Annotated in this window: 18 protein-coding genes; 9 read left to right on the top strand and 9 right to left on the bottom strand. The window is 68.5% G+C overall.

The features are described 5' to 3' along the window. Positions 1–162: 162 nt before the first annotated feature. Genes ACSION_RS16190 through rluD form a run of 4 tightly spaced genes read right to left on the bottom strand, consistent with a single transcriptional unit; the run spans position 163 to position 2,834 of the window. The gene (locus ACSION_RS16190) at positions 163–576 is read right to left on the bottom strand and encodes a thiol-disulfide oxidoreductase DCC family protein (protein WP_435306839.1); all 414 of its coding nucleotides are present in this window, start codon (positions 574–576) and stop codon (positions 163–165) included. Further along, positions 566–1,099 carry a DUF4166 domain-containing protein gene (locus ACSION_RS16185; RefSeq protein WP_435306838.1) on the bottom strand — a complete coding sequence of 178 codons (534 nt, stop codon included), beginning with the start codon at positions 1,097–1,099 and terminating at the stop codon, positions 566–568. Before ACSION_RS16185 ends, ACSION_RS16190 begins: the two co-directional genes overlap by 11 nt. Further along, on the bottom strand, positions 1,084–1,854 hold the full coding sequence (gene pgeF, locus ACSION_RS16180) for a peptidoglycan editing factor PgeF (protein ID WP_435306837.1): 771 nt from the start codon (positions 1,852–1,854) through the stop codon (positions 1,084–1,086). Before pgeF ends, ACSION_RS16185 begins: the two co-directional genes overlap by 16 nt. Further along, positions 1,851–2,834: a 23S rRNA pseudouridine(1911/1915/1917) synthase RluD gene (gene rluD / locus ACSION_RS16175; protein WP_435306836.1), complete on the bottom strand. Its 984-nt coding sequence runs from the start codon at positions 2,832–2,834 to the stop codon at positions 1,851–1,853. The genes pgeF and rluD overlap by 4 nt, the downstream gene beginning before the upstream one ends. A 118-nt stretch (positions 2,835–2,952) precedes the next feature. Between rluD and ACSION_RS16170 the strand changes: the two genes are divergently transcribed. Continuing rightward, a complete protein-coding gene (locus ACSION_RS16170; protein ID WP_435306835.1) occupies positions 2,953–3,840 on the top strand; it encodes an outer membrane protein assembly factor BamD in 888 nt (295 codons plus the stop codon). A 69-nt stretch (positions 3,841–3,909) separates the two neighbouring features. On the opposite strand, the gene ACSION_RS16165 is transcribed toward ACSION_RS16170, so the two are convergent. From ACSION_RS16165 to ACSION_RS16155, 3 genes are all read right to left on the bottom strand, one after another. Then, entirely contained in the window at positions 3,910–5,547 is a 1,638-nt protein-coding gene (locus ACSION_RS16165) for an NAD+ synthase (protein WP_435306834.1), read from the bottom strand. A gap of 133 nt (positions 5,548–5,680) precedes the next feature. Beyond that, positions 5,681–7,471, bottom strand: coding sequence for a phosphoenolpyruvate carboxykinase (GTP) (locus tag ACSION_RS16160; RefSeq protein ID WP_435306833.1), 1,791 nt, complete (start codon positions 7,469–7,471; stop codon positions 5,681–5,683). A 223-nt stretch (positions 7,472–7,694) separates the two neighbouring features. Then, the gene (locus tag ACSION_RS16155) at positions 7,695–8,438 is read right to left on the bottom strand and encodes a helix-turn-helix domain-containing protein (protein WP_435306832.1); all 744 of its coding nucleotides are present in this window, start codon (positions 8,436–8,438) and stop codon (positions 7,695–7,697) included. 107 nt (positions 8,439–8,545) lie between these two features. Here ACSION_RS16155 and ACSION_RS16150 point away from each other — a divergent pair, with 107 nt between their 5' ends. From ACSION_RS16150 to ACSION_RS16135, 4 genes are read left to right on the top strand one after another with little or no spacing between them, the layout of a single operon-like run. Then, positions 8,546–8,992 carry a hypothetical protein gene (locus ACSION_RS16150; RefSeq protein ID WP_435306831.1) on the top strand — a complete coding sequence of 149 codons (447 nt, stop codon included), beginning with the start codon at positions 8,546–8,548 and terminating at the stop codon, positions 8,990–8,992. 7 nt (positions 8,993–8,999) lie between these two features. Next, a complete protein-coding gene (locus tag ACSION_RS16145) occupies positions 9,000–9,815 on the top strand; it encodes a DUF2145 domain-containing protein (protein WP_435306830.1) in 816 nt (271 codons plus the stop codon). A 22-nt stretch (positions 9,816–9,837) separates the two neighbouring features. Then, on the top strand, positions 9,838–10,290 hold the full coding sequence (locus ACSION_RS16140; protein WP_435306829.1) for a hypothetical protein: 453 nt from the start codon (positions 9,838–9,840) through the stop codon (positions 10,288–10,290). A gap of 3 nt (positions 10,291–10,293) precedes the next feature. Then, positions 10,294–10,728 (top strand): hypothetical protein, encoded by a 435-nt coding sequence (locus tag ACSION_RS16135; RefSeq protein ID WP_435306828.1) that lies wholly within the window; start codon positions 10,294–10,296, stop codon positions 10,726–10,728. A 6-nt stretch (positions 10,729–10,734) separates the two neighbouring features. Here the strand turns inward: ACSION_RS16135 and ACSION_RS16130 are convergent, their stop codons facing one another. Beyond that, positions 10,735–11,334 (bottom strand): TetR/AcrR family transcriptional regulator, encoded by a 600-nt coding sequence (locus ACSION_RS16130; protein ID WP_435306827.1) that lies wholly within the window; start codon positions 11,332–11,334, stop codon positions 10,735–10,737. Positions 11,335–11,480: 146 nt separating this feature from the next. Between ACSION_RS16130 and ACSION_RS16125 the strand changes: the two genes are divergently transcribed. The 4 genes from ACSION_RS16125 (at position 11,481) to ACSION_RS16110 (ending at position 15,827) form a co-directional block, all read left to right on the top strand. Continuing rightward, positions 11,481–12,440 carry an alpha/beta fold hydrolase gene (locus ACSION_RS16125; RefSeq protein ID WP_435306826.1) on the top strand — a complete coding sequence of 320 codons (960 nt, stop codon included), beginning with the start codon at positions 11,481–11,483 and terminating at the stop codon, positions 12,438–12,440. Continuing rightward, positions 12,437–14,914: an acyl-CoA dehydrogenase gene (locus ACSION_RS16120; RefSeq protein ID WP_435306825.1), complete on the top strand. Its 2,478-nt coding sequence runs from the start codon at positions 12,437–12,439 to the stop codon at positions 14,912–14,914. The genes ACSION_RS16125 and ACSION_RS16120 overlap by 4 nt, the downstream gene beginning before the upstream one ends. Positions 14,915–14,977: 63 nt before the next feature. Then, complete coding sequence (locus tag ACSION_RS16115; RefSeq protein WP_435306824.1) at positions 14,978–15,457, top strand: hotdog fold domain-containing protein; 480 nt, start codon at positions 14,978–14,980, stop codon at positions 15,455–15,457. Position 15,458: 1 nt separating this feature from the next. Then, on the top strand, positions 15,459–15,827 hold the full coding sequence (locus tag ACSION_RS16110) for a hypothetical protein (RefSeq protein WP_435306823.1): 369 nt from the start codon (positions 15,459–15,461) through the stop codon (positions 15,825–15,827). Positions 15,828–15,872: 45 nt separating this feature from the next. Here the strand turns inward: ACSION_RS16110 and ACSION_RS16105 are convergent, their stop codons facing one another. Then, complete coding sequence (locus ACSION_RS16105) at positions 15,873–16,223, bottom strand: DUF1304 domain-containing protein (RefSeq protein WP_435306822.1); 351 nt, start codon at positions 16,221–16,223, stop codon at positions 15,873–15,875. Positions 16,224–16,243 lie beyond the last annotated feature (20 nt).

The raw sequence follows: 16,243 nt of genomic DNA, 5'->3' as shown, positions 1-16,243 counted from the left end.
TCGCCGCCTCCGCAGGGGGGCGGCCACCTACTGATCGGACGGGCGCCGCGGCACGGGAACGGGCGGGCAACCGTCGCGCGGAGCGGCTGGCTGGCCAGCTGCGCGCCGGCGCCCGGACGGTCAGACCGCGCCTCTCTGCCACGGTCGCGACTCACGTCGCTCCTACAGGAAGCGCCGACGCTCCTGGTCCGTCGGCACATGGCACGCCGTCATCCCGAACCAGCCGTACCGGTTCCGCGCCACCCAGCGGTACAGCGGATCGCGCACGACGCGCGGCACCACTGCCATCGCGCCCGCCAGCCGCCACGCACCGCCCAATCCCGTCAGCACGCGACGGATCGCATCGCTGTCGGTCCATGCCTGCGCGCCGTCCACCAGCAGGAACGACGCCGGATCGTCGGGATCGAGACCATGCCTCGCCAGCAGCGCGCGACCCGCGTCGGTCTGCATCGCCGCGAACCGGTAACGCCCGACGCGATCATGCTTCAGCAGGAAGCGCACCCAGCCGTTGCACAGCACGCAGACGCCATCGAAGACGATGACCGGGCCATCATCGGGGATGCGCTCACCCGACATCGAGCCACCCACGGTAGTGCACCAGCAAACCGGCGAGCGGCAACGACGCCCAGACGTCGAACCGATAGCGCCCGTCCTCGGCCGATTCGCGCGCGCCGACGCCGGCGAACCAGCGCGCCGGCAACGACACGCCCAACGCGCGGACCCGCACGACCCGCCACGCGATGGCACCGTCCACGACGTCGAGCGCGAAGCCGAACGTCGCCAGGCCCAAGCGCTCGCACAGCACGTCACCGTCGCGCCACAGCCGCGACGGCATCGCGCGCCCACCGATGAAGCGCGTCCAGCGTTCGTGGTCGGGCGACGCGTCGATCTCGACGCACAGCGGGCCAGTGCCCGCGGGGGGCAGGTGCGTGGCAGCGGCAATGAGTCGGGACAGCACGCCGGATCCGCGTTCGACCTGCACCTCGCCTGCGTAGCGCCGCAGACCCTGGGCCGCGTGCAGTGCGCGCACGGGCGCCGGCAGCGCAGCGAACGCCGGCCCCAGCAATGCCGCGAACAGCGGGCTTACGGCTGCATCCACGCCAGGGTGGCGATACGGCCACTGCGGCCGTCGCGGCGGTGGGAGAAGAAGCGGTCGGGTTCGCTGATCGTGCAGAGATCACCGCCGTGGATGTCATCGGCCGCCAGGCCCTGCGCGACCAGGCGGCGGCGCGCGAGCGTGGGCAGGTCGGCCAGCCAGTGGCCGGGGCGCGTGGGCGCGAAAGCCGCCGCCGCACCGGCATCCTGGGTCACGAAAGCGTCGAAGACGTTCTCGCCGACTTCATAGCGCTGCGGCCCGGCCGCCGGGCCGATCCATGCGATCACCTCCGTGGCCGGGGTGCGCATCGCGGCGAGCGTCGCTTCGAGCATGCCCTTGGACAGGCCCGGCCAGCCCGCATGCGCGGCGGCGATCTCGCGGCCGTCCTTCGCCGCGAACACCACGGGCAGGCAATCGGCCGTCAGGATGGCGAGCACCACGCCGGGCTCCGAGGTCACCAGCGCATCGGCGACGGGCTCCGGTGCGGCGGGGTCGGCAGGCACGTCCACGCGCACGACATCCGTGCCGTGCACCTGCTTCAACCAGTGCGGCGCGGAAGGCAGCCCGGCCAGCGCGGCCAGTTGCGCGCGGTTGCGGGTCACCACGGCCGGGTCATCGCCATCGGCCGCGTACTTGTTGCCCAGGTTGAAGTGGTCGAACGGCGCCTGCGACATGCCCGCGCCATGGCGCAGCGTGGTGAAGGCGTGCACCCCCGCCGGTGCGGACCAGTCGGCCGCGACGGCGGGTGCGCGATTCACTTGCGTTGCGCCTGGGTGTCCGCGCGCAGGGCCGCCAGCAGGGCCACCATGTCGGCTGGCACCGGCGCGGTGACGCGCACCGGTTCGCCGCTCACCGGATGGGCGAACTCCAGCGTCTCGGCATGCAGGGCCTGCCGGCGGAAGCCGCGCAGCACCGCCACCAGGTCCTCGCTGGCGCCCTTCGGCAGGCGCAGCGGGCCGCCGTACAGCGGGTCGCCGACGATCGGGTACTTGATATGCGCCATGTGCACGCGGATCTGGTGGGTGCGGCCCGTTTCCAAGCGGCATTCCAGCGCGGTGTGCGCGCGGAAGCGTTCGCGCAGGCGGTAGTGGGTGACGGCGTCGCGGCCGTCGTCGCGCACGGCCATCTTCAGGCGATCCCGCGGGTGGCGGTCGATCGGCGCATCGGCGGTGCCGCCGGAGACCATCGCGCCGACCACCACGGCCAGGTACTGGCGGTGCACGTCGCGCGAGGCCAGCTGCGCCACCAGGGAGGTGTGCGCCGGCAAGGTGCGCGCCACCACCATGACACCGGAGGTGTCCTTGTCCAGCCGGTGCACGATGCCCGCCCGCGGCAGCGCCGACAGCGACGGATCGCGGAACAACAGCGCATTGACCAGCGTGCCGGTCGGATTGCCGGCGCCAGGGTGCACCACCAGGCCGGCGGGCTTGTCCAGCACGAAGACGTGCTCGTCCTCGTACAGGATGTTGAGCGGGATGTCTTCCGGCTCGGCGTGGGTCTGGGTATCCAGCACCACGTCCAGGCTGGCGGTTTCACCGCCGCGCACGGGGTCGCGCGGACGCACGACCTGGCCGTCCAGCAGCGCGTTGCCGGACTTGATCCACTCGGTCAGGCGCGAACGGGAGAATTCGGGGAACAGTTCCGCCAGGGCAGCATCGAAGCGGCGGCCGGCGGCGCTGGCGGGCACGATGGCCGTGCGGGGGGAGTCGGGCGTGTCGGGAGAGTCGGTGTCGGTCATGCGGGGGAGCGTCCAGGGAAGCCTCGACTTCGGTCCTATTGGCCGAATGTTCATGGCGAGGGCGGCGCCTAGGCTATCATCGACGGCCTGTTTCCCTGCCGCGGCCTGCCGCCAGCCCATGACCCAGCGTGCCCTTCCCCGCTCCGCCCGCCTCTCCGCACCCGCCCGCCTCGCCCTGCTGGCGCTGGTGGTCGCCTTCACCGGGACCGGTTGCGGCAAGATCTTCAAGAAGAAGGAAGCGCCCGAGAACCAGCCGGTCGAGGTCATGTACCAGGAGGCCCACCAGGCCATGAAGGTGAACAACTGGGACCGCGGCGTGGTCCGCTTCCGCCAGTTGATCGCCCAGTATCCCTACGGTCCATACACCGAGCAGGCGCTGATGGAAACGGCCTACGCCGAGTACAAGGCGGGCAAGCTCGACGACACGGTCACCACGGTGGACCGCTTCATCCGCACCTATCCCACGCATCGCAACATTCCCTACATGTACTACCTGCGCGGGCTGGCCAATTCCAACCGCGACACGGTGTTCCTGCAGAAGGTCTGGCGCCTCGACGCCAGCCGCCGCGACCTGGCCACGCCGATGCAGGGTTACAGCGACTTCAACACCGTCGCCGAGCGTTACCCGAACAGCCGCTACGCCGCCGATGCCCGCAACCGCATGGTCGAGCTGCGCAACCAGTTCGCCCTGCACGAGTTGGACACCGCGATCTACTACCTGCGCCGCGACGCCTGGGTGTCCGCCGCCAGCCGCGCCAAGTACCTGCTGGAAACCTATCCGCAGAGCGTCTACCAGAACGACGCCATCGCCGTGTTGGCCGAGTCCTACACGCAGCTGGGCAACGAGGCACTGGCCGCCGACGCCAAGCGCGTGCTGCAACTCAACGACCCGCAGCACCCGTGGCTGACCGGTGATTTCCCGAAGTACCCGTGGATGGTCCGCCGCCTGAATCCGTTCGCCGGCGAGAAGTCCAGCAACACCGTCGACAAGCGCAACAAGGACTGATCGCCACGCGGTCAGCAGCGAAAAAGGGCCGCGAGGCCCTTTTTCTTTTCCTGCGGAACCGGCGTCCGGCTACAGCGTGTACTTGTTCGTGATCGGATAGCGGCGTTCGCGGCCGAAGGCGCGGCGCGAGACCTTCGGTCCGGGCGCGGCCTGGTGGCGCTTCCACTCGTTGATGCGCACCAGCCGCAGCATGCGGTCCACGGTGGCGGCATCGAAGCCTGCGGCGACGATCTCGTCGCGCGACTGCTCCAGGTCCACGTAGCGGAACAGGATCGCGTCCAGCACGTCGTACGGCGGCAGCGAGTCCTGGTCCTTCTGGTTCTCGCGCAGTTCCGCGGACGGCGGTCGGTCGATCACGGCCGGCGGGATCACCGGCGCGCCGCCCACCGTGTTGCGCCAGCGCGCCAGCGCGAACACCTCGGTCTTGTACAGGTCCTTGATCGGCGCGTAGCCCCCGCACATGTCGCCGTAGATCGTGGCGTAGCCCACCGCGTATTCGCTCTTGTTGCCGGTGGTCAGCAGCAGGCCGCCGAACTTGTTGCTCAGTGCCATCAGGATCACGCCGCGGCTGCGCGACTGCAGGTTCTCCTCGGTGGTGTCGGCGGGCTTGTCGCCGAAGATCGGTCCGAGCGCATCCAGGAAGCCCCTGAACGGCGCTTCGATCGAGATGGCTTCCAGCTTCACGCCCATCGCCGCGCACTGTTCGGCGGCCAGGTCGTTGGACAGGCCGGCGGTGTAGCGCGAGGGCAACCGCACCGCGGTGACGTTGTCCGCGCCCAGCGCGTCCACCGCCAGCGCCAGCACGATGGCCGAATCGATGCCGCCGGACAGGCCCAGCCATACCTTCGAGAACCCGTTCTTGGCGCAGTAGTCGCGGATGCCGCGCACGATCGCGCGCCAGGCCAGCGCGTCGCGGCTCTCGTCGCCGTCGTCCATCCACACCACCGGACTGAATTTCCGCGACGCCACGTCGAAATCGACCACCAGCCACTGGTCGGTGAAGGCCGCCGCCGCCGGATGCACGGTGCCGTCGCCATCGGCGACGACCGAGGCGCCATCGAACACCACCGCGTCCTGCCCGCCCACCACGTTGAGGTACGCCAGCGCCATGCCGGTCTCGCGCGTGCGCTCGGCGATCAGCGCATCGCGTTGCGCATGCTTGTCGCGGTCGAACGGCGACGCATTGGGCACCAGTGTCAGCACGGCGCCCGCTTCGGCGGTGTCGGCCAACGGCTCGGGGAACCAGAGGTCTTCGCAGATCACCAGGCCCAGCGGCACGCCGTTCACCTCGAAGGTGCAGGCGCCGCCATCCGGGTCCACGTCGAAGTAGCGGCGCTCGTCGAACACCGCGTAGTTGGGCAGTTCACGCTTCCGGTAGGTGGCTTCGACCGCGCCGTCGCGCAGTACGCTGGCCGCGTTGTACACCACGCTGCCCGCGCTCTGCGGCCAGCCGACCACGGCGACGATGCCGTGCGTGGTGGCGGCGATCTCGGTCAGTGCGGTTTCGCAATCGGCGAGGAAGCGCGGCCGCAGCAGCAGATCCTCCGGTGGATAACCACTGACCGCCAGTTCGGGGAACAGCACCACGTCGGCCCCGTACTCGTCGCGCGCCTCGGCGATCATGCGGCGGATGCGCTCGCTGTTCTGCGCGACCGCGCCGACCGGAAAATCGAACTGCGCCATCGCGATGCGGAGGGTCTGGGTCATGTCGGCCTTCGGTGGGAGCGAACCCGGCCATTATCCCAGACACCGCGCATCGGGCGGGCGCGCATAAAAAAGCCCCGCGGCGTCCGGGACGCGCGCGGGGCTGCGCAGGAAACAGGATGCGCGAGGCGGGGAATCAGTGGGCCAGGCGAGCGGCGATGCGCTGCTGCTCGTCCTTCAGCGCTTGCGGGGTGCGGGCGCCGAATTCCTCGAGGTAGTCGCCGATGCCGGCGAACTCGGCCTGCCAGCCGGCGCGGTCGAAGCCGAACAGCAGGTCGTGCGCTTCATCGCTCAGCGCCACGCCTTCCAGGTTCAAGTCCTCGGCGCGCGGCAGGTGGCCGATCGGGGTTTCCACCGCGTCGGCCTTGCCCTCGACGCGCTGGATCATCCACTCCAGCACGCGCAGGTTCTCGCCGAAGCCCGGCCACAGGAATTTCCCGTCGCCGCCCTTGCGGAACCAGTTCACGTGGAAAATCCTGGGCAGCTTCGCGCCCGCCTGGTCGAACGACAGCCAGTGGGCGAAGTAGTCGGCGAAGTTGTAGCCGCAGAACGGCTTCATCGCCATCGGGTCGCGGCGCATCACGCCGACCGCGCCGGTCGCGGCGGCCGTGGTTTCCGAGCCCATCGCCGCGCCGACCAGCACGCCGTGCGTCCAGTCGCGCGCTTCGAACACCAGCGGCACCAGCGAGGCGCGGCGGCCACCGAAGACGATGGCGCTGATCGGCACGCCCTGCGGATCCTCGGCCTTGGTCGAGTAGCTCGGGCACTGGCGTGCGGACACGGTGAAGCGCGAGTTGGGGTGCGCGGCCGGGCCGTTGGCCGGGTCGAACTTGCGGCCCTGCCAGTCCAGCGCCGGCGTGCGCGTGTCCAGGCCTTCCCACCACGGCTCCTGCTCGTCGGTGACAGCGACGTTGGTGAAGATGGTGTGGTGGCTGATGGTGGCCAGCGCGTTGGGGTTGGAACTGTCCGAAGTACCCGGGGCGACGCCGAAGAAACCGGCTTCCGGATTGATCGCATACAGGCGGCCATCGGCACCGGGGCGCATCCAGCAGATGTCGTCGCCGACGGTCCACACCTTCCAGCCGGCCTGGCGATAGCCTTCCGGCGGAATCAGCATGGCCAGGTTGGTCTTGCCGCACGCCGACGGGAACGCGGCGGCGATGTAATGCGTTTCGCCCTGCGGGTTCTCGATGCCGACGATCAGCATGTGCTCGGCCAGCCAGCCTTCATGGCGGGCCTGGTGCGAGGCGATGCGCAGGGCGTGGCACTTCTTGCCCAGCAGCGCGTTGCCGCCGTAGCCGGAGCCGAAGCTCTTGATGGTCAGCTCGTCGGGGAAATGCATGATGAAGCGGCGGTCCGGGTCGAGCTCGCCGGTGGAGTGCAGGCCTTTCACGAACGCGCCTTCGCGCTCGATCCGCGCCAGTGCCGGTGCGCCCATGCGGGTCATGATGCGCATGTTCGCCACCACGTACGGCGAATCGGTGATCTCCACGCCGCAGCGCGAGAGCGGCGAATCGATCGGGCCCATGCAGTACGGGATCACGTACAGCGTGCGTCCGCGCATGCAGCCGGCGAAGAGCGCGTCCATCTTCGCGTGCGCCTCGGCCGGAGCCATCCAGTGGTTGTTGGGGCCGGCATCGTCTTGCTGCACGGTGCAGACGAAGGTCAGGTGTTCGACGCGTGCCACGTCGCTCGGGCTGGAGCGGTGCAGCCAGCTGTGCGGGTGGGTTTCGGGATTCAACGGCAGCAGGGTGCCGTCGGCCAGCATCTGCTTCATCAGCAGCGCGTTCTCGGCATCGCTGCCGTCGCACCAGTGGATGTGGTCGGGTTGGGTGAGCGCGGCGACCTCGGCGACCCAGGCGTTCAACGCAGCCAGTGAACTGCCCGGAAATTCGTTGCGTTTGAAAACATCGACCGCTGCGTTCATGCGCCACCCTCGAAAAGTCAGACCAAAATGATACCAATGTCTTGTCCCGCTGACGAGGAGAACGCGGACGAGGTCGGCGGACGGTCAGCCGATGGCGGGACCAGATGGGTGGGTCCAGGGGCGACAGGCATGCGCGCGGGATCTCACCGACGGAAGAGAATCACAGGAGATGCGGCTCGGAGCCTGGCGGTCGGCCCTCGGAGCCCGAGCTCCACTGCGCCGCTCAGGCCTCGCGCGAACGTCGGTAGGGGTTGAACAGCTGCAGCAGCCAGGGTTTCTGCGCCAGCACCAGGCTGACACCCACCCGGTCTTCGGCCGGCAGGGTCGCATCGCGGGCCAGCAGGGCGTCGAACTCGCGCGCCACTTCTTCCAGGCGTTGGCGGAGCTGCTTCACGCCGTCGATGCTGAGGCTGCCGCTGAGCAGCAGCAGCGCGTCCTGCTCGCCGTCGAAGGCGTCGGCGAAGTAGTCCGACAGCAGGGTGTGGCGGAAGTAGCGCTCCATCGGCCCGTCCGCGCGCCAGCGGAAGTTGCGCGAGGTCAGCGCGCGGCCGCGATTGCCGGGCATCAGCTCGATGATGCCCAGCCGGTCCAGCTTCACCAGCAATCCGGTCCACTGCGCCGGGGTGAAGCCGAAGTGGCCCATCACGTCGTCCTCGCGCCAGCGGTTGAGGGTGAGGAACAGGGCGAGCAGCAGGGTGGGTTCGTCGACCAGCGCCTGCTCCTGCGCCTCGCTCAGCAACGCCATCGCCTTGCGCCCGCGCGAGGCTTCCGCGCTGAGTTCGGCCAGGCCGACGTCGAGCACTTCGCAGATCTGCTCCAGCCGCTGCAGGCTCATCGCCCGCCGCGAGAACATGCGCTTGACCGCCGCTTCGCTCATCCGGATGCGGACGGCCAGCTCGCGATAGGTCAGGTTCTGCGCGCGCAAGCAACGCTTCAGTGCATCAATCAGGTCCACCGAGACGGCCATCGGTAGCGCATTCCTATACCGGGTGATGCGTGGGAGCTTACCTCGTCGATGCCGGTTGAACCGTGCGCCGGCCGGGCGCAAGGCTGCGGCACCCTGGAGGACCCCGCATGCCCCGCCTGATCGCCCGCTCGCTGACCCTCGCCCTGGCCACCGCCCTGTCCGGTGGCATGGCCCTCCCCGCCCACGCGGCCCCGCAGTCCGACGGTGCCAGCCGGATGTCGCAAGCCAGCCTGGAGGCCTCGATCGAAGTGCCGGTGGCGGTGATCCACGCACTCGGCCACGGCGCCTCCGCGGTAGTCACCGGCGTGGCCGTGGTGGCCGGCAGCGTGGCGGTGACCGTGTCGGTCGCGGCGGCGGGTGTAGTGGCCGGTGCGTCGTTCGTGGTCTACCTGAGCGTGGAAGCGACCCGGCGTTTGGGGATCGCCGTGGGCACGGCGATCAGCGTTGCCGTGGTGGCCACGGGGTGGATCCTCAGCGCAGCCGGCGAAGCGTTGTGCTTCATCGCCAACGACGCCGCGCGCCCGCACATCCACAGCCACCGCTATGGCGGGTGATCGCGTGATGCGCGCGTTCGCGGCATGCCTCTTCGCCTTCGTCCTCGCGCTGCCAGGGACGGCACGCGCGGGCGATGCCTGCAAGCAACTGGAGATGCCGCCGCACAAGGTGGCGGACGCCGCGCGCACCGCGTTGCTGGCGGCGCAGCAACTCGACGAGGTGGATGCGCCGGTGGCGCTGATCGCTCGCGTCGGCACCGACCTGTCGAAGCAGGGCCTGGTCTACAGCCACGCCGGTTTCGCGGTACGGGACCACGCCGAAGGACGGTGGACGGTGGTGCACCTGCTCAACGAATGCGGCAGCGACCGCTCCGGCCTGTATGCGCAGGGGCTGGTGAACTTCTTCGCCGACGACCTGGTGAACCAGGACCTGCGCATCGTCTGGTTCACCCCGGAGATCGCCGACCGCCTGGCAGCGCGGGTGCAGCAGATGCCACGCCACAGCCTGCACCACCCGCGCTACAACCTGATCGCGCGACCCGGCAGCGAGGACTACCAGAACTCCACCGCATGGATCGTGGAAGTGATGGCCGCCGCCCTCGCCGACCGTGGCATCTACGACCGCCGTAGTGCCTACGCCTTCGCCCGCGGCGACGGCTTCGTGCCCGACACGGTGCATATCGCCTATTCCAAGCGCGTGCTGGGCGGGTTGTTCTCCGCCAACACCGACTTCACCGATCACCCGGTCGGCACGCGCCTCGCCGGCGACTACCCCGTCGTCACCGTGCGCTCGATCTTCCGCTGGCTGGAGCGCAGCGGCTACGTGCGCGAGCAGCGCGAATGGCGCGGCGGCGTGCGGCAGGCGGCGATGGGGCCGGCGTAACCCCTTCCACGAGGAGAACGACATGTTCCTGACCCTGCTCGCCGTCACCCTGTTGCTGTCCGCCGCGGTCGCCTGGGGCGTCACGTGGATGTTCTCCAAGCCGATCGAGCGCATCCTCACCCGCATCATCGCCGACGACATCAGCAAGGCGTGGCTGCGCTACATGCAGTTCGCCACGCTGGTGGTCGGCGTGTCGTCCGGGGTGCGCATCCACGAACTTGAGCGCTACATCACCGCGCCGCAATGGATGGACAAGGACAAGGCGCGGATCATCGCGCTGACTACCGAGCGCTGGGTGCTGGAGGTCTACCGCACGGTGATCGAGACGCTGCAGGGCATCGCGTGGATGCTGCTGGCGTTCTTCGCCGTCGCGCTGCTGGCGTACGTAATTGTCAGGCTGTCGGAGCTGAAGCGGAGCAACGTCGCGGGCACGCTACCGTCCGACGGCGCAGCGAGCGGCACGACGGCGCCCTGAAGGATGATCGGTCGAAGCATCCGCGCATTGCTCCTCTTCGTCGCGGTGGCGTGCCTGGTCGCGTGCGAGGCCCGGTATCGCGATGTGTCCGATCGCCAGGACCATCGCGCATGGATCGGACAGGATTGCGAACTGACGACGTTCACGCGTGCCCACGGTGTCACCCTGCCAGCGTCGCCGTATCGGCAGACCGACTACGTATCGATCTGGAACCCCGGATTCACGGGACCCGAAATGACATTCCTGCGGATCCTCGAGCCTGGCACCCGCATGCGAATTGTTGCGGCACGCGTCTGCACGAACTGCCTGGGACGCCGGATCGACTATCAGGTGGAGGTCAGCCCGACGCCGGTGGAGTTCGAGGGCAAGCCTGCGTACCTGCGGGCCGAATGGCTGTCGCCGGACCAGCTCCGGTGCGTGCGGCCGTCGGCCGCTTGAACGTCGTTACGTCGGGATCAACGTCGAGATGACGTGTTCGAGGTAGGTCTCGAATTCTTCCGAGGTCATCCGCGGCTGCTGCAACTGCAGCGACAGCTGCAGGAAGCCGACATAGGCCGCGTAGGTCAGGCGCGCGCGGTGCATGGCGTCGCCGCGTTGCAGGCCAGCCTGGCGGAACATCGCGACCAGGTATTCCAGGCGGCGCTGTGAGATGCGGTCGATGACCGGCTGCACGGACGGATGGTCCAGCGCCTTCAACAACTCGCTGTAGATGATGTGCGGCTTCACTTCGTGGCCGACCAGCTGGAACAGCGCGCGCAGGCGTTCGCGGGGATCCGCCACCTGCTCCAGGCTGCCGAAGATGCTTTCCTGTTCCACGGCTTCCCAGCGTTCCAGCGCGGCCTGCAACAGCGCGTCGCGTGACGGGAAGTGCCAGTAGAAGCTGCCCTTGGTGACACCGAGCCGGCGCGCCAGCGGTTCCACCGCCACCGCCGAGACGCCTTGCTCCGCGATCAGGTCGAGGGCGGCCTGCGCCCAGTCGTCGGCGCTGAGGCGCGCGTTGCGGGTGGGCGTGGAGGAGGAGCTGTCGGGGCTGGGTGTGTTCATGTTCCGCATTTAACCATACGGCGCGGTGTGTAGCGGTATGTATGCTGCGCCGCACAACAAATAAAGCCAAATCAATCGGTTGCATGTGAAACCCGAATGCCCGAACCGATTGACTGCTCTAAATGCGACAGCCCATACTAGCCCGTATGGTGACACACACCTCTCCTGCCTTCACAGCCTCTTCCAGCGTCACCGGCGCGGGATCGGATCGCGTGCTGAACGGACAAGGGGATGTCGCATTGGCGATCCGCCGCTTCCCGTCGCCGCGCGCGCTGCAGGGGCACCCTGCACTTATCTATGCGCATGGCTTCGGCCAGACCCGCGGCGCCTGGAATCGCACTGGCGAACTGATGGCGGCGCAGGGATATGGCGGGCTCGCGTATGACGCGCGGGGCCACGGCGAGTCGGATCGAAACGCGGCCGACCTGCCCTATGCCGGCGACCAGTTCGCCGACGACCTGATCGTGGTGGCCGGCGAGCAGCCGGAACCGCCGGTGCTGGTCGGCGCGTCGATGGGCGGGCTGTTTGGGCTGATCGCTGAGTCACGCTGGCCCGGCCTGTTCCGCGCCATGGTGCTGGTGGACATCACCCCACGCTGGGAACACGCCGGCCTGCAGCGCATCCTCGCCTTCATGACGGCCTTCCCGGACGGCTTCGACTCGCTTGAGCAGGCCGCCGATGCCATCGCCGCGTACCAGCCGCAGCGGCGCACGCGCAAATCGCCCGACGACCTGCGCGAACTGCTGCGCGAAGGCACCGACGGCCGCTGGCGCTGGCACTGGGATCCGCGCCTGGTCGACGAACTCGCGCGCGACAGCGCCCAGCACCAGGACGCCATCGCCGAGGCCGCGCGCCGCGTGCAGTGCCCGGTGCTGCTGATCAGCGGCGGGCGCAGCGACCTGGTCTCGGAGAAGACCGTCGAAGAATTCAAGGCGCTGGTGCCGCACGCGCGCCACGTGCACCTGCCGCAGGCCACCCACATGGTGGCCGGCGACGACAACGACGCATTTACCGCCACCGTGCTGGAATATCTGGCAGGCCTGTCGGCCACGCCGGGTAATGCCGAATCCGATGTAACCGAATCCGTGTCCGGAGCAACCCCATGAGCATCGCCATCCCCTTCCTCGCGTTCCTGCTGGCGGGCGCGTTCGCCGCCTATCACCGGCTGCGGCTCGCCTACTGGGCCGCCATCACCGCCAGCCTGCTGGTGGCGTGCTGGCTGCTGGGCGCCAACCCGACGGCGACGTTGGTCGCCGCGCTGGTGGTACTGGCGATCGCGGTGCCGCTGCTGATCCCGGCGATCCGCAAGCCGCTGATCACCGCACCCGCGCTGGGTTTCCTGCGCCGCGCGCTGCCGCCGCTGTCGCAGACCGAGCGCATCGCGCTGGAAACCGGCTCGGTCGGTTTCGAAGGCGACCTGTTCACCGGCGACCCGGACTGGAACAAGTTGCTCGCCTATCCTAAGCCGCAACTTACCGCCGAAGAACAGGCCTTCCTGGACGGCCCGGTGGAAGAGCTGTGCAAGATGACCAACGACTGGGAAATCACCCACATCCACGCCGACCTGCCGCCGGAGCTGTGGGACTACATCAAGAAGAACAAGTTCTTCGGCATGATCATCCCGAAGCAGTACGGCGGCCTGGGCTTCTCTGCGCTGGCGCACCACAAGGTGATCCAGAAGATCGCTTCGGTCAGCAGCGTGGTCAGCTCCACCGTCGGCGTGCCCAACTCGCTGGGCCCGGGTGAACTGCTCAACCACTACGGCACGCAGGAACAGAAGGACTACTACCTGCCGCGCCTGGCGATCGGCCAGGAAGTCCCCTGCTTTGGCCTGACCGGTCCGTTCGCCGGTTCCGACGCGACCTCGATCCCCGACTACGGCATCGTCTGCAAGGGCGAGTGGAACGGCGCGAACGTACTGGGACTGCGCCTGACCTTCGACAAGCGCTACATCACCCTGGCGCCGGTGGCCACGATCATCGGCCTGGCCTTCCGCATGTACGACCCGGACGGTCTGCTCGGCGATACGCGCGACATCGGCATCACCCTGGCGCTGCTGCCCCGCGACACCCCCGGCGTCGACGTCGGCCGTCGCCACTTCCCGCTGAATTCGCCGTTCCAGAACGGCCCCATCCATGGCAAGGACGTGTTCATCCCGCTGAGCCAGCTGATCGGTGGCGTGGAGATGGCCGGCAAGGGCTGGAACATGCTCAACGAATGCCTGGCCGTGGGCCGTTCGATCACCCTGCCCTCCACCGCGAGCGGCGGCGCGAAGGCCGGCGCGCGCGTCACCGGTGCCTATGCGCGCATCCGCAAGCAGTTCGGCCTGTCGGTCGGCCGCTTCGAGGGCGTGGAAGAAGCCCTGGCCCGCATCGGTGGCAAGGCGTACGCGATCAGCGCGCTGTCGCAGGCCACCGCTGCCGCCGTGGACCGCGGCGACGTGCCGTCGGTGCCGTCGGCCATCGCCAAGTACCACTGCACGAACATGGGCCGCGACATCGCCAAGGACGTGATGGACATCGTCGGCGGCAAGGGCATCATCCTCGGCCCGCGCAACTTCGCCGGCCGCGCATGGCAGGCCTCGCCGATCGCGATCACGGTGGAAGGCGCGAACATCATGACGCGCAGCCTGCTGATCTTCGGCCAGGGCTCGATCCTGTGCCATCCGTACATCATGAAGGAGATGCGCGCCGCGACCGACCCGGACACCAAGGCCGGCGTCAACGCGCTGGACGCCGCACTGTACCCGCACATCGGCGGCGCAATCTCCAATGCCGTGCGTTCGTTCTGGTTCGGCGTCACCGGCTCGAAGATCGGCGCCGCGCCGGGCGATGCGTACACGAAGAAGTTCTTCCGCAAGCTCGACCGCTATGCGGCCAACCTGGCGCTGCTCACCGACATCTCGCTGGGCGCGCTGGGCGGCAAGCTGAAGTTCAAGGAATCGCTGTCCGGTCGCCTCGGCGACGTGCTCAGCCACCTGTACATGATGGGCGCGGTGCTGAAGCGCCACCATGACGAAGGCACGCCGGAAGCCGACAAGCCGCTGCTGGCCTGGGCCTTCCACAACAGCGCCTACGAGATCGAACTGGCGCTGTCGCAGGCGCTGCGCAATTTCCCGATCAAGCCGCTGGGCTGGCTGCTGTGGCCGGTGGTGTTCCCGTTCGGCCGCCGTGCCGTGGCCCCGGGCGACCGCCTGAGCCATCGCGTCGCCATGCTGCTAATGGCGCCGAACGAAGCGCGTGATCGCCTGGGCCAGGGCGTGTTCCTGACCCCCTGCGAGAACAACCCCGGTGGCCGCATCGACAGCTACCTGGCCGCGGCCGTCGCCGCCGAGCCGGTCGAGCGCAAGTTCCTGAAGGCGCTGAAGACCAAGGACATCGAAGCCCTGGACTACAGCGCGCAGCTGGACGAAGGCGTGCGCGAGGGCTGGATCACCGTGGAAGAGCGCAAGCAGCTGGAAGAGCTGCGTGCGATCACGCTGGACACCATCACCGTAGATGACTTCGACGTGCACGAGCTGCGCGCCGCCAGCTACTACGACCTGCCGCAGACCCAGCGGCAGCCGCGCGAAGCGGCCTGACGCCACCACGAAAGACACGACGACGGCGGGCATGTCCCGCCGTCGTCGCGACAGGAGCCCACGATGAGCGCCGACGTCCTGAAGATCTACCGCAGCCTGAGCCGCAAACCCCTCGGCCACTGGCTGTTCTCGCGCCTGATCTGCTTCAAGGCGCCCTACTTCGGCAGCATCGGTCCACGCATGGTGCGACTGGAACCCGGCCGTGGCGAAGCGACCATCCGCCATCGCCGTTCGGTCACCAACCACCTGGGTACCGTGCATGCGATCGCGCTGTGCAACCTGGCCGAATTCGTTGGCGGCCTCACCACCGACGTCAGCATCCCGCGTTCGATGCGCTGGATCCCCAAGGGCATGACCGTCGAGTATCTGAAGAAGGCGGTGGGCACGATGCATGCGGTCGCCACGCCGGCGTTCGAACCGCACGAGTCGGCCGAGGGTTACGACCTGCCCATGGACGTGCTGGTCAGCAACCCGCAGGGCGAACCGGTGTTCCGTGCGCGGATCGGCATGTGGGTATCGCCGCGTCCGCAGAAGGACGGCTGACATGCTGGTCGCCGCGGCCGCGCTGATGATCCTGCTCGGCCTGGCGCATTCGGTGCTGGGCGAGCGCTACCTGCTCATCCGCCTGTTCCGTCGTCCCGACTTGCCCAAGCTGTTCGGCGGTACCGCATTCACCACGCGGACGCTGCGCTTCGCCTGGCACCTGACCACGGTGATCGCGTGGGGACTGGCGGCCGTGGTGTTGCAGGTCGGCGATCTGCCCGATGCCGACGGACGCCGCATCGCCCTTATCCTCGCCATCACCCTCGTGGTTTCCGGCCTGCTGCCGCTGATCATCACGCGCGGCCGCCACCTGTCATGGCTCGTGCTGTTCGCCTCGGGTGGGTTGATGCTGGCATGGTCGATGCGCTGATCGCGCAACCGCTGTACCGCGTTCAGCGCGGCGCGGGAGCCGCGACTAGATGAACCACACCGCCGCCAACGCCGCGATTGCCGGCAGCCCCTGCACGTAGAAGATGCGCCGACTCACGCTCCATGCGCCGTACAGCGCGGCCACCACGACACAGAGCAGGAAGAACACCACCACGTTCCATTGCGCCGTTAACAGTCCCCACAACAGGCCGGCGGCAAGGAAGCCGTTGTAGAGCCCCTGGTTGGCCGCCAGCACGCGGGTGGTCTCGGCCTTCTCGGGCGTGTTGCGGAAAGTCTTCAGGCCGGCGGGCTTGGTCCAGAGGAACATTTCCAGCACCAGGAACCAGGCGTGCAACACCGCCACCAACACCACCAGCACCGCAGCGATCACGTCCATCCAGGCCTCCCGTCATGTGC

The sequence above is a fragment of the Pseudoxanthomonas sp. LjRoot125 genome (assembly GCF_964252705.1).
Taxonomy (GTDB): Bacteria; Pseudomonadota; Gammaproteobacteria; order Xanthomonadales; family Xanthomonadaceae; genus Pseudoxanthomonas_A.
The sequence above is the reverse complement of the archived record's forward strand: the minus strand, read 5'-3'. Positions and strand labels throughout refer to the sequence as shown.

Bases quoted from the DNA above. Each gene is read 5' to 3' on its own strand.
- ACSION_RS16190 (WP_435306839.1), bottom strand. From the start codon at position 576: ATGTCGGGTGAGCGCATCCCCGATGATGGCCCGGTCATCGTCTTCGAT.
- ACSION_RS16115 (WP_435306824.1), top strand. From the start codon at position 14,978: ATGAGCGCCGACGTCCTGAAGATCTACCGCAGCCTGAGCCGCAAACCC.
- ACSION_RS16170 (WP_435306835.1), top strand. From the start codon at position 2,953: ATGACCCAGCGTGCCCTTCCCCGCTCCGCCCGCCTCTCCGCACCCGCC.
- ACSION_RS16155 (WP_435306832.1), bottom strand. From the start codon at position 8,438: ATGGCCGTCTCGGTGGACCTGATTGATGCACTGAAGCGTTGCTTGCGC.
- ACSION_RS16105 (WP_435306822.1), bottom strand. From the start codon at position 16,223: ATGGACGTGATCGCTGCGGTGCTGGTGGTGTTGGTGGCGGTGTTGCAC.
- ACSION_RS16120 (WP_435306825.1), top strand. From the start codon at position 12,437: ATGAGCATCGCCATCCCCTTCCTCGCGTTCCTGCTGGCGGGCGCGTTC.
- ACSION_RS16160 (WP_435306833.1), bottom strand. From the start codon at position 7,471: ATGAACGCAGCGGTCGATGTTTTCAAACGCAACGAATTTCCGGGCAGT.
- ACSION_RS16145 (WP_435306830.1), top strand. From the start codon at position 9,000: ATGCGCGCGTTCGCGGCATGCCTCTTCGCCTTCGTCCTCGCGCTGCCA.
- ACSION_RS16140 (WP_435306829.1), top strand. From the start codon at position 9,838: ATGTTCCTGACCCTGCTCGCCGTCACCCTGTTGCTGTCCGCCGCGGTC.
- ACSION_RS16150 (WP_435306831.1), top strand. From the start codon at position 8,546: ATGCCCCGCCTGATCGCCCGCTCGCTGACCCTCGCCCTGGCCACCGCC.
- ACSION_RS16130 (WP_435306827.1), bottom strand. From the start codon at position 11,334: ATGAACACACCCAGCCCCGACAGCTCCTCCTCCACGCCCACCCGCAAC.
- ACSION_RS16135 (WP_435306828.1), top strand. From the start codon at position 10,294: ATGATCGGTCGAAGCATCCGCGCATTGCTCCTCTTCGTCGCGGTGGCG.
- ACSION_RS16125 (WP_435306826.1), top strand. From the start codon at position 11,481: ATGGTGACACACACCTCTCCTGCCTTCACAGCCTCTTCCAGCGTCACC.
- ACSION_RS16110 (WP_435306823.1), top strand. From the start codon at position 15,459: ATGCTGGTCGCCGCGGCCGCGCTGATGATCCTGCTCGGCCTGGCGCAT.
- rluD (WP_435306836.1), bottom strand. From the start codon at position 2,834: ATGACCGACACCGACTCTCCCGACACGCCCGACTCCCCCCGCACGGCC.
- ACSION_RS16165 (WP_435306834.1), bottom strand. From the start codon at position 5,547: ATGACCCAGACCCTCCGCATCGCGATGGCGCAGTTCGATTTTCCGGTC.